This is a genomic window from Virgibacillus chiguensis, from assembly GCF_900129865.1.
GTDB lineage: Bacteria > Bacillota > Bacilli > Bacillales > Amphibacillaceae > Virgibacillus > Virgibacillus chiguensis.
Map to the genome: position 1 here is coordinate 87,910 of NZ_FQXD01000003.1, position 12,196 is coordinate 100,105.

Annotated in this window: 10 protein-coding genes; 7 read left to right on the top strand and 3 right to left on the bottom strand. The window is 35.9% G+C overall.

Annotation, left to right across the window (positions count from 1 at the left end; genetic code table 11):
* Window positions 1–165: 165 nt before the first annotated feature.
* A complete protein-coding gene (gene serA / locus BUB45_RS04820) occupies window positions 166–1,752 on the bottom strand; it encodes a phosphoglycerate dehydrogenase (protein ID WP_073005878.1) in 1,587 nt (528 codons plus the stop codon).
* Window positions 1,753–1,920: 168 nt separating this feature from the next.
* The gene (locus BUB45_RS04825; RefSeq protein ID WP_073005880.1) at window positions 1,921–3,075 is read right to left on the bottom strand and encodes a pyridoxal-phosphate-dependent aminotransferase family protein; all 1,155 of its coding nucleotides are present in this window, start codon (window positions 3,073–3,075) and stop codon (window positions 1,921–1,923) included.
* Window positions 3,076–3,513: 438 nt separating this feature from the next.
* On the opposite strand from BUB45_RS04825, the gene BUB45_RS04830 reads away from it, so the two are divergent.
* The 4 genes from BUB45_RS04830 (at window position 3,514) to sspL (ending at window position 6,155) form a co-directional block, all read left to right on the top strand.
* Window positions 3,514–4,275 (top strand): HAD-IIB family hydrolase, encoded by a 762-nt coding sequence (locus BUB45_RS04830; protein ID WP_073005882.1) that lies wholly within the window; start codon window positions 3,514–3,516, stop codon window positions 4,273–4,275.
* 113 nt (window positions 4,276–4,388) lie between these two features.
* Complete coding sequence (locus BUB45_RS04835) at window positions 4,389–5,087, top strand: CBS domain-containing protein (protein ID WP_073005884.1); 699 nt, start codon at window positions 4,389–4,391, stop codon at window positions 5,085–5,087.
* Between the two features lie 227 nt (window positions 5,088–5,314).
* A complete protein-coding gene (locus tag BUB45_RS04840; protein ID WP_073005886.1) occupies window positions 5,315–5,929 on the top strand; it encodes a 3'-5' exonuclease in 615 nt (204 codons plus the stop codon).
* 85 nt (window positions 5,930–6,014) lie between these two features.
* The gene (gene sspL / locus BUB45_RS04845) at window positions 6,015–6,155 is read left to right on the top strand and encodes a small, acid-soluble spore protein L (RefSeq protein WP_073005888.1); all 141 of its coding nucleotides are present in this window, start codon (window positions 6,015–6,017) and stop codon (window positions 6,153–6,155) included.
* A gap of 510 nt (window positions 6,156–6,665) precedes the next feature.
* Here sspL and BUB45_RS04855 read toward each other — a convergent pair.
* The gene (locus BUB45_RS04855; RefSeq protein WP_073005890.1) at window positions 6,666–8,222 is read right to left on the bottom strand and encodes a helix-turn-helix domain-containing protein; all 1,557 of its coding nucleotides are present in this window, start codon (window positions 8,220–8,222) and stop codon (window positions 6,666–6,668) included.
* Between the two features lie 258 nt (window positions 8,223–8,480).
* Between BUB45_RS04855 and BUB45_RS04860 the strand changes: the two genes are divergently transcribed.
* From BUB45_RS04860 to BUB45_RS04870, 3 genes are all read left to right on the top strand, one after another.
* A complete protein-coding gene (locus BUB45_RS04860; RefSeq protein WP_073005891.1) occupies window positions 8,481–9,806 on the top strand; it encodes a YjiH family protein in 1,326 nt (441 codons plus the stop codon).
* A 78-nt stretch (window positions 9,807–9,884) separates the two neighbouring features.
* The gene (locus BUB45_RS04865; RefSeq protein WP_073005893.1) at window positions 9,885–11,033 is read left to right on the top strand and encodes a CaiB/BaiF CoA transferase family protein; all 1,149 of its coding nucleotides are present in this window, start codon (window positions 9,885–9,887) and stop codon (window positions 11,031–11,033) included.
* Window positions 11,030–12,166: an acyl-CoA dehydrogenase family protein gene (locus BUB45_RS04870; RefSeq protein ID WP_073005895.1), complete on the top strand. Its 1,137-nt coding sequence runs from the start codon at window positions 11,030–11,032 to the stop codon at window positions 12,164–12,166. The genes BUB45_RS04865 and BUB45_RS04870 overlap by 4 nt, the downstream gene beginning before the upstream one ends.
* Window positions 12,167–12,196 lie beyond the last annotated feature (30 nt).

Below are 12,196 nucleotides of genomic sequence, written 5' to 3' on the forward strand. Positions count from 1 at the left end.
AAAAAACGATCTTTGGTAGCAGTTTTTTCGTGCTAGGTAGGGGGAGAATACGAACATTGAACGCTTCTCATGGTACAACAAAAGCCAAACAACTAGCATTTAATTGTTCGGCTTTTGTTATATAGTAGTTGCTGATCTTCAACATGAGCGCAAAAATATAATGTATTATAAATCGATAGAAATAGCTTTATGAATTTCTTCAAGCTGTTCTAATGCTTCTAACTCTATCTTTTCTATATGTCTGTCTACTGTCATAACCATAATAGCATTTCCACCAACATTGGCACGATCTACTTGCATGGTTGCAATGTTTATCTCCTTTGTAGCTAGCAGGCTGCCCATTTTACCAATAACGCCTGGTTGGTCTTGATGGTGGATAACTAAAAGATGTCCTTTTGGAGTTACATCAACACTATAAGGATCTACTTTAACAATTCTAGGGCCTAATCCATTAAGCAGTGTACCGGCAACGCTTTTCTTTTCAGATTTAGTTACTATTTCTACACGCATTAAGTTTGTAAATCCTTGCGTGGAAGAAGTCATGTTTTCATGAATAGTTAAGCCTCTTTTTTCTGCGAGGTAAAGGGCATTTACATCATTTACATGATCACCTAAATGGCGAGCTAACAGTCCTTTCACTGCATTCCTCGTAATTGGACCAATCTTTGTTTTAGCCACATCCCCAGAATAATAAAGGTTAATTTCTTGAATCGGTTCATTTGCTAAATGAATAAGAAATTGGCCAAGCTTTTCAGCTAAGAGGAAATATGGCTTAATTTCTGTTAAAGCTTCTCGCGGAATAGAAGGAAGATTGACAGGATTATGAACAGCCTCTCCACGCATGAAGCGAATGACATCTTCACTAACATCTATCGCAACACTTTCTTGTGCTTCTACCGTACTTGCGCCTAAATGAGGAGTAGCAATTATTTCAGGTAATTCTAATAAACGGTGTTCATAAAATGGTTCTTCTTCAAATACATCGAGAGCAGCTCCAGCAACTTTTTTATTTTGGATAGCATCATACAGTGCCGCTTCATCAATGATTCCACCTCGAGCACAATTAATAATGTAAACACCGTCCTTCATTGCTTCGAAGGCTTGTTGATTTAAAAGATATCGCGTTTCCTTTAATAATGGCGTGTGAATGGTAATGAGATCCGCTTGCGCATAAACACTTTCAAGGGAACCTTTTTTAATACCTAATTTACTTGCTTGTTCTTCTGTTAAAAACGGGTCGTATGCAATTATACGCATCCGTTGTCCTTTCGCTCGGTAGGCGACTTCTGCTCCGATACGACCAAATCCAATGATGCCTAAAGTCTTATTTTTTAGCTCTTTGCCAATATATTTTTTCCGATCCCATTGTTTGTTTTTTAAAGATAAATATGCTTGTGGAATTTTTCTAGATAAAGCCATCATCATTGCCATTGTATGTTCAGCTGCTGAATTTGTATTACCATTTGGTGCGTTTACAACAATGATTCCTTGCTCTGTTGCAGCATCTAGATCAATATTATCAACACCCACACCAGCTCTGCCAATGATTTTTAAATGGGTTGCTTTCGCAATGAGTGCACGCGTTACTTGTGTTTGACTTCTAACTATTAAGGCGTCATATTCTGAAATTCGTTCAAACAGTTCCGTATTTGTCCATTCTATTCCAATATCTAATTGAATCTCTTCCGATTCTAATAAAGGGGTAATTCCTTCTTGGCTTAAAGGATCAGCAATTAATACTCTAAATCCCATCTTTCGTCTTCCTCCCAGTGTAATTCGTTTTATTATATATAGCATGGTTTGTTTTACAGCAATAGAATCTATGAGGCAACTTACATATCCATATCCTCAGATAAATTTATTATATGGTACAATGTATTTTTCATTTTAGAAAGGATGAAATCTATTTAAAATTTGGTATCAACCCTTCATTTTCAAATAGGTAGCTTGGGCAGCTTGTACGCCTGTTCCAAGCTCTACGTGTTTACCAATATGTTGTAAACCAATTTCAATAATGCTTATTACTTGTAACACATCAGCAGGGGAACAGTAGCCCATATGTCCAATTCGAAAAATTTGTCCTTTTAAATGCTGCTGTCCTCCCGCTAAAGTTAAACCGAAATCACTTTTAACGATCTTTCGTAAGTCTTCAGGTGCAAAATCTCCTGGTTTTACAGCAGTAACTGTTGGGGAAGCATTTTTATCCGATGTAAGCAATGGAATGGATAAAGCTTTAAATGCTTCCCGAGTCATATTCTTCATCATCTCATGGCGATAGAAAATATTTTCTAATCCTTCTTCCTCCACGAGGGTAAGGGCTTGTTTTAAGCCTTGTAGTAAGGATACTGCTGGTGTGAAGGGAGTCGAATCTTCTTGAAGTTTAAGACGATACCTGCGCATATCTAAATAAAATCTAGCATGTGGATTTTTTTCAATAACGTCCCAGGCACGTTTGCTTGCAGCTATAAAAGCTAGCCCTGCAGGGAGCATCATTGCTTTTTGCGATCCGGTTACAACGACGTCTAATCCCCATTCATCCATTTTTGTTTCTGTTCCCCCAATACAAGAGACGCCGTCAACGATAAATAGTGCTTCAGATTCATTGTGCACGACTTCTGCAAGTTGCTTAATTGGATTTAATACGGCTGTAGAAGTTTCACAGAAAGTCGCAAACACTGCTTTAATATTGGGATGTTGTTGCAATAAAGATGCTAGTTGTTTCGGATCAGCTGCTTCCCCCCAAGGGACCAAGTATTTATGGGTTTCAATGTGATACTCATCACAAATTTTTGTAAAACGTTCACCAAATGCGCCTGTGACAATTACAAGCACTTCTTCTTCCGGTTGTACGGTATTTACGACTGCTGTTTCTAATGCTGCGGTACCACTTGCAGTATAAATAAGTACATCCTCTTTTGTACCAAAGATAGGTTTTAATTTTTCCTTTACAATCTTTAAGAGCTCTTTCATTTCCTGTCCTCGGTGTCCAATCATAGGCTGTGCCATTGCACGTTCTACACTAGGTGGAATGGGTGTTGGGCCAGGAATTCTAAGTAGATGTTGATCGGGTTGCATGATTATCTCCTTTCAAACTAGTTGCTTTATTTTGATATTTTTTCTGAATAATAGTTAACAGCATAGCAGAACTTTATATATTGTCAATAAATTTAAGCTATTTGTTTTAAATTTATTGACTGTAGATAAGTATAAAATTATAAGATTTTTTACACTATAGAAAAGGATAAAAATTTAGGGGTATACCTTACTATGAGTAAAATGAAGGCTTCTACTCAAATGAATTGGCAATAGATTTTTCGTTTTTCTAAAAAGCTTCATGAATCCTTTGTCATAAAGAATGGTGATAGCTTAAGTTTTTCTATAACCCTTAAAACTTCTATACTTGCCTATAGTGTAAGAATAGAGCGTCGCTAATTAGATTAGCTAACTATTTTTTGTTTTCGTTCCTGAAAAATAGTTTATAATGGAAAGTATAGATGATAGCGAGGTGTAACCATGAAGTTTGTGTTTGATTTAGACGGAACGATATGTTTCAACGGTAAACCACTTTCAAATACGATTGTCCAATGTTTAAAACAGTTAAATAAAAATGACGTTATCTTTGCATCGGCTAGACCAATCAGGGATATGCTTCCAGTGCTTCCTAAAGATTTTCATTCTTATACGCTCATTGGTGGAAATGGTGCACTGATTTATCAAGATAATAAGCTATTACACGCCCAAACATTTACCAATCAACAGCTACATGTCATTTTAAAGCTAATTGAGGAGCAGGAAGCGACTTTCTTAATGGATAGTGATTGGGACTATGTGTATACAGGCCCAAAGGATCATCCGATTGTACACAATCTGGATCAAGGAAAATTAGCTCAACATGTAGCCGTTGATCAACTTTCCTCTGTAGTAAAAATATTATTCATTACGATGAAGGATTACGAAATTTTATTCACTCAATTACAGCACTTGGACATAACTGTTCACGAACATCGTAATGAACAACTGATTGACGTAAGTCCAAGAAATATTGATAAGTGGAGTGCGTTACAAGTATTAGGTATAAAGCCGAACAGTTATATAGCTTTTGGCAATGATGCGAATGATATCTCCATGTTCCAACATGCTGCACAGGCAATTATGATTGACGATCACGATCAATTGTCACGATTTGCTGATGAGCACGTTTCTTACCAAGAAGATGGAGAAAAAGCAATTGTGGAAAAAATTCAATCCATCTATTCTGAAACCGTGTATATTTAGTATGGTGCTTCCTACAAGTAGCTTTGGAGTTGGAATATCGTACAGCTTTGTCATTTGTTGCAGCACGTATACAATAAAAGGAAAGTTGATATCAAATAAGAGGAGAAAGATATATGTACAAAAACTCAGATCGATTCTTAACTTCTTTTAATCGAATTGAAAAGATGCTCCGTTCTTTCATGATACATAAAAAGGATGTAAGCTTTTCTAAAACAGTAAAAATTCTGCGGAATTCAAATGCATTAGTGAGCCAATACAGTGATGATTTGCTTGAGTTTGCGGAACTCAGAAATGCAATCGTGCATAATAAAGTGGATATGACTTATGCCATAGCTGAACCACACGATGAAATTGTTGAAAGAATTGAATGGATTGAAGAGGAGCTAAGAAAGCCTAAACTCGTTATTCCTACGTTTCAAAAGTATGTATATTGTTTTCAAAGTAATGATGAATTAAATAAATTGTTAAAGGTTATTCATGAAAAAAGATTGTCCAAATTCCCAATTTATGAAGGTAAAGTGTACCGAGGTTTGCTTACCCAAAAAGGAATTACGAATTGGTTGGCGAGCATAGATCAACAAGGTGAAATGTTAAAAAGCAGTTATCACTTAAAAGATATTTTTCCTTTTGAAAACAATGAGAATTCGAAGTTTATTGCCCAGGACACTACTTTGTATGAAGCAATTGAAATGTTTAAAGAACATACAAGTAGGGGCAAGCGATTAGAAGCCTTGCTCATCACTTCGAATGGTGAACCTTCAGCCAAATTATTAGGTATTATTACAGCGTGGGATATTTTGGAGATTTCATAGTTTGAAATAGCTTGAAGCGTTATGTAGCTTGTCTGTAGATGTCATGATCAACGAAGTGAATGACTATGCTATAGTAATATGAGGATAAATTATGTCGGCATAGTTAACTGTTGCGAGCTTAGTAAAGGCATGTGATCTCCAATCTACCCGCTTATTAATAGTTCTAATTAAATGGATTTAGTTCACGATAAATAGTTTAAGTTTTAAGGATGAAGGTGGATTCTAATATGACTCTAGTATCAATTGATTTTGAAACGGCTAACGAAAAACGGACAAGCCCTTGTGCAGTTGGCATCGTTGTATCAGATGGGACACAAATAGTGGATGAGTACTATAGTTTGATCAATCCGCTTACAGATTTTCGAGCAATGAACATACGAATACATGGTATTACGCCAGAACATGTTCGTTATGCTCCAACTTTTACAGATGTTTGGCCAGTCCTTTCTACATACTTACAGCAAGGTATGGTTATTGCTCATAATGCGAGCTTTGATATGAGTGTACTAAGAAATACATTAGATCGTTTTGGGTTAACATACCCTGACTTGAATTATCTATGTACAGTTATGCTTGCAAAACAAGTATGGCCACAGCTACATAATCATAAATTGGATACATTGGCTGCCTTCCATCAAATCCCTTTTGAACATCATCATGCTTTAGAAGATGCCCGTGTTGCAGCAAAACTTTTTTCTAAATCTTTAAATGAAAGTAAGCAGCATACAATAGAAGGCTTATTAGCTATGTATCATATACAAAGTGGTAAGATTTTTCATCATGGGTATCATGCACCAAAGAAAAAGAAAATACGTCAATATAAACAGATTTTTCTTACTTAAATCTTCTTTGTTTGAAATAAAGATAACTGCATAGGAAGTTGCTGCTTGGATCACACTATTGTAGTAGGAGTAGGAGGTGTGATCCGTGAAAGAAGAGCAACATGCATATCGTTCTAAGCGCGCTCAAAGTAGTGTCAATCCCCAAGGTCTGTCTGAAGATAAAAAAGATCATCGTCCAAAAACGCAACTAGAAGATAGGGCGAAAAAGAAAAATACGAAGATCTAATAGGAGATAAATTGCAGGGCTATTGATTCCTAATCTAAGCATCTGTGAACAGCTTTTGAAAAATAAGTGTAATTTTTGTGGTTCATTTGATCATCCGTTGCTTTTTTCATTGATTTTTTTGTTAGCGGTGGTATAATAAATTTACAAGCTGCAATGTACGTATTTTATTTAGTTTTAACCTCTAATGAATGAATAGGGAGTTTTATATCGAAGCTTTAATGTCGTGCCGTCTTCGAGCGGAAGACAGGACAGTTTCTGCAAACACCCACTTAGCGAAGTGGTGGTTTAAAACTTTTTATTACAAAATACGGCAATTGTGGCCTGTAAGATAAATAATACGACCGACCAGTTCTTTTATTGGAACTGGTCGTTTTTAATGGTCTAGGAAGTTATAAAATTTAGCAGCTGTGGATAAACTTACTAAGTTATTTAGCCACGTCCGGCTCCAGCGCCCAGCAACTAGGCTACTTCACGAAATCGCCCTACGATAAGTCATCATCGGTTCGTTCCTCACCGTGATTCCTTTATCTCAGTTGATTCGTTCCAGTCGCTACGTTGCTGAACGGGCGCTTGCGCCTTTGTTCTTGGCTGCGTTTGATGTGACCTTCTATATTCTTTTGGTGATGTATTGTTGAATTGCTTAAAAACTCTGGAAAAGTAATTTTGGTCTTTAAAGCCGACCGAATTGCTTATGTTATAGATGGTTTCATTTGTATGGAGTAAAAGTTTTTTTGCGCTATTTATTCTGAATTCATTTACAATTTTTTTGAATGGTTTATTCTCCATTGAAAGTAAATGACTTAAGTAATTGGGGCTGATTTCTAGGTGATTCGCTAAATCTTCTAGGCGAAGATTTACATTATTAAAATGATGTTCTAAATACAAAAGCGACCTTTCTAAATAATTAAATTCTCGCTTTTGCTTTTGAACTTGAGCATGTTTGATGATATTGATACAAAACAGAATGAATTCTTGCACAATTGTGTACAGAACTGGATGATTTAAAATGATTTGAAACGTATGGTGATAAGCTTCTTCCACAACTTCTATTTTAGATAATTTACAGTTATTAATAAACCGTCGCACCTGTGCAAGAACACTTGTAAGTTGAATTCGTACAATCTCTGGTTCGGGATAATTGTTAAATGGTCTTGTAAACGTTTGATATAAATAATCTTTAATACTCTCAATATCTCCTTTTTCTAAGCTCTCCATCCAAAATCTCTGTTCATCAGAAGTTAAAAAAGGGTCGAAAGATGAGAAGGTGTGAACTTGATCAACTACAAATACCTGATTAAACCCTTTGTAAAATCTCATGTTGAGCACAGTTCTTGTCACTGTATAGGCTTGATGCAGATCGATATGATCCTTCTCGTTTTTATAAATAGCGATATTTATGTTGAAGTCAAATGCTTCTCTCCATAACTGCATTATTTTTGAGACTTCGAATTTGATGTTCTCCATTGTATACGGATACCTGACATACGCTAAACAAACAATTCGGTTATGCAGTGGGTAAAGTTCAATTTTAAATGATGGGCTATTATTGTATAACCATGTAAATAAATCCTGTATGTGTGCTTGCTTTTCTGGTTCCATTAGCAAAAAAATGGGCTGAACAGGATCTGATAAAGAAGTTTTTAAAAATAAGGAATGGTATATTTCGTGACTTCTTGAAATGTATTCCATAGACTGACTGCTGTGCTCTATTTTTGTTGCGTTTGTTAGTGCTTTTTTTAATAGTGTAAGGTTAAGTGGTTTGACAAGTAGTGATTTGCTTTGCAGTTCAATAGCTTGCGAGGCTCTTTCAAAGACAGGCTCTGCTGTTGTTGTAATTAAGCTTTTGGAATACCTGCGAATGTTCATAGCAAAAGCTGCAAAATTAGTAGGAGAAAGCAATTCCAGTTCAAGTATGACAACATGCGGTTTTCCTTTGCTTAAAAGCATATTTGCTTGTTTGATATTCCTTGCATGAAGAATATGCTCAAATGGCAGCTGGTTGGAACGAATAAACCATTCCATTCCAGTTCTTTCGGTTTCATCTCGATCAATAATTAAAATATCCATAATCTAGACCCTTTCCTTAACGTATTGAACATCTTAATTAGGCTGTAGTATAAGATTGGAGGCATGCCTAGTTTTTCTGCTTTCAATAAAAAATCCTAACTATAAAATAGTATTGCTACAAAGGAATTGCTATATCGAATTGAGTAATAAAAATATGCTAAAGTTCGTAAAAAAATCTCTTTTTTAATGATATCAGAAAAAATATAATAAAGAAAATAATAAAAATGTAAGCGCATTATTAGTTCTGGGGGTTAAGCAATGGAAAAAACAAAAATTCGAGAGGAGCAATCGTTATCGGATAAAAGAGCCGCTTGGAAGTTTGTGCTATTCAGTTTGTTTGGGATCATTTCTTTCTTTGTTCCCATACCATTTGGAGGAGAATCATCGATTTTACTCGACCATATTGTAAATGGAATTGAAACTACCCTCCCCATGTTTGTCATACATAGTTATATTGTTCTCATTCTTTTCCTTGGGGCTGTATATCCAATAGCTAATAAGACATGGAAAAATAGTTTTATTAATGTAATCCTTACTTTATTTAAAGTTGTTGGGTTTGTTTTTGGAACCATGCTTGTATGGAATGTTGGGCCAGCTTGGCTCTTTCATCCTGATCTCGGGCCATTTTTATTACAGCAATTAATCATACCTGTTGGTATTTTAATACCCATAGGAGCTATGTTTTTAGCATTACTTGTTAACTATGGATTTTTAGAGTTCGTTGGCGTATTTATGCAAGCAATTATGCGCCCTGTTTTTAAAACTCCAGGACGCTCAGCAATTGATGCAGTTGCATCGTTTGTCGGTAGTTATTCGATAGGTTTATTAGTAACAAATCGAGTCTTTAATCAGGGTAAATACACAATTCGAGAGGCTTCCATTATTGCTACTGGCTTTTCTACAGTTTCTGTTACGTTCATGATAGTTATTGCAAATACGTTAAATCTAATGGATTTTTGGAACTTGTACTTTTGGATGTCTTTAATCATAACGTTTGTTGTAACAGCTATTACAGTAAGAATTTGGCCCTTAAGTAGGATAAAGAATACGTACATTAGCGGAAAAGGAAATCCAGAAACGATTATCAAAAAGAATCGATTATATCATGGATGGAAAGAAGGCATTCATGCGGCAAATCGAGCTCCTAGTATATTTACTAGTGTAGTTGCGCATTTAAAAGAAGGATTAATGATGACAATGAATACGCTCCCTTCCATAATGTCTGTAGGTCTACTTGGTTTAGTACTTGCCTATTATACACCACTATTTGATTGGTTGGCTTATATTTTTGTTCCAATTACATGGCTCTTACAAGCACCTGAAGCTCTATTAACGGCGAAAGCTGCTGCTATTTCCATTTCAGAGATATTTTTACCATCTTTACTTGTGGTGGAAGCTGAGCTTGCAACTAGATTTATAGTTGCTGTACTTTCCGTATCATCCATTTTATTTTTTTCAGCAGTCATCCCTGTCATTATTTCAACGGATATACCAATACCGATATCTAAGATGATTATTATATGGTTTCAGAGAGTTGTGCTAACGTTAGTTATCATCATACCTATAGCAAAGTTCATTTTTTGAAAAGAGTAGTTTTAAGAAAAAGCTTTTTTACACTATAGGAGTTTTTCTAAATTTAAATAAAAGGGGGACGGTTTTACTGTGAAACCATTAGAGGGAATAAAAGTGTTAGATTTTACAAGGGTTTTAGCTGGCCCATTTGCTACAAAAATACTAGCAGATTTCGGTGCTGAAGTTATAAAAATAGAAAGAACAGGGCAAGGAGACGATACACGTTCTTTTGGTCCATTTCAAAATGGGTTAAGTGGCTATTTTGTTTGTTTAAATACTGGAAAAAAGAGCGTTGAACTAAACTTAAAAGACCCTGACTCTATTTGTTTATTAAAGGAAATGGTGAAAGATGTAGATGTCGTAATTGAAAATTTTAGACCTGGAATTATGCGCAAATTTAATTTAGATTACGCGTCTTTAAAAGCTATCAAACCAGATATAATTTATGCTTCTATTTCCGGTTTTGGACAAGAAGGTGTCTGGAGTAATAAGCCTGCCTATGATCTTATTGCACAAGCAGCAGGAGGCATAATGAGTATTAATGGTTATCCCGATTCACCACCGACTCGAGTTGGCGCTTCTTTAGGAGATACTAGTGCTGGTTTAAATGCAACGATTGGTATCACTACTGCTTTATTTCATAGAGAGCGAACGGGCGAAGGGCAGCAAATTGATGTGGCGATGGTAGACTCGATATATGCATTATTGGAGAGTAATGTGATGCGGTATACCGTAGAAAAAAATATTCCACAACGTATTGGAAATCGGCACCCGATAAGTGCACCGTTTGATATATATCAATCAAAAGAAGGATATTTAGCTATTGCTATTGCTAATGAATCATTGTTTGAAAGATTTGCTATATTCATTCATCGAGAAGATATGCTAGAGGATGAACGATTTCGTACAGATAATAATAGACAGAATTACCAAGAATTATTAAAAGTTGAAATAGAAAATTGGTTATGTCAATACACTGCAACAGAGGCAGCAGCTTTACTTGAACAAGGGGGAATACCTTGTTCTGTTATACACGACATTAAAGATATTTCTGAAAGTGCCTATATAAAAGAGAGAAATATGCTTGTAGATGTAAACCAATTAGATCATGGGTTGTTTAAAATACCCGGGAATCCTATTAAGTTATCAAGCTTAAAACAAACGAATATGCAGCGAGCACCAGAGCTTGGAGAGCATACAGAAGCTATACTTGAAAAATATAAGGAGATGATGAAATGAACTTTGGGTATACGGAGGAACAAATAAGTATTCGAAGCATGGTTCATGAATATGCGAAAAATGTATTGGCGCCCCGCGCAAAAGAGTTGGATGAGAAGAATGCATTCCCTTTGGAGCACATAAAGTCTATGGGGGAACTTGGATTGTTAGGAATAGCATACCCAGAAGAATTTGGCGGTGTAGGTGCTGACTCTATAACGGAAGCAATAGCAGTTGAAGAAATAACATATGGCTGTGCAGCAACTGGTTCCATATTAACAGCCCATTATTTAGGAGTTGATGGTTTATTCTTAGCTGGGAGTGTTGAACAAAAAAAGGAGTACTTAACCCCTGGTTGTAAAGGTGAAAAGCTATTTGCATTTGGGTTAACAGAACCGATTGGAGGAACAGATGTAGGTTCCATGAAAACGACAGCCGTAAAGGATGGGGATGATTATGTTTTAAACGGTATGAAACATTTTATTACTAATGGTAAATACGCTGATATTATTGTTGTTTATGCAAAAACGGATACATCAAAAGGAAATAAAGGCATTAGTGCTTTTATAGTAGAAAACGGAACAGAAGGGCTCTCGTTTGGAGTAGGGGATGACAAAATGGGGATTAGGGGAGCAACCACAGATGAAGTGATTTTTGAAAACTGTCGAATACCAAAAGAAAATCTTTTGGGAGAAGAGGGGGATGGTTTTAAGCTTGCTATGCAAGTTGTGGATAGGGGAAGGATAGGCATTGCGGCGATGGCTGTAGGTTTATCACAAGCTGCCTTAGATGCAGCAGTTCAATATGCTAAAGAAAGGCCAGCATTTGGCAACCCCATTGCGGAATATCAAGGTGTGCAGTGGATGATGGCTGAAATGAAAGCTGATTTAGAAGTATCTCGTATGTACACGTATTACGCAGCTTCATTAAAAGATAACGGAGGAAGAATTTCTCAAGAAGCAGCTATTGCGAAATTAATAACGTCTGAAGCGAGTCAAAGAATTGTACATAAAGCAGTTCAAATTCATGGCGGTTATGGATATATGAAAGAATTTCCGGTAGAAAGATATTATCGCGATCAACGAATATTAGAAATATTTGAAGGCACGTCTCAAATACAAAAAATTGTTATCGCTAGTCACTTATTAAAATGATTCCTTCATAAAGAATATAAAGGGGAGATG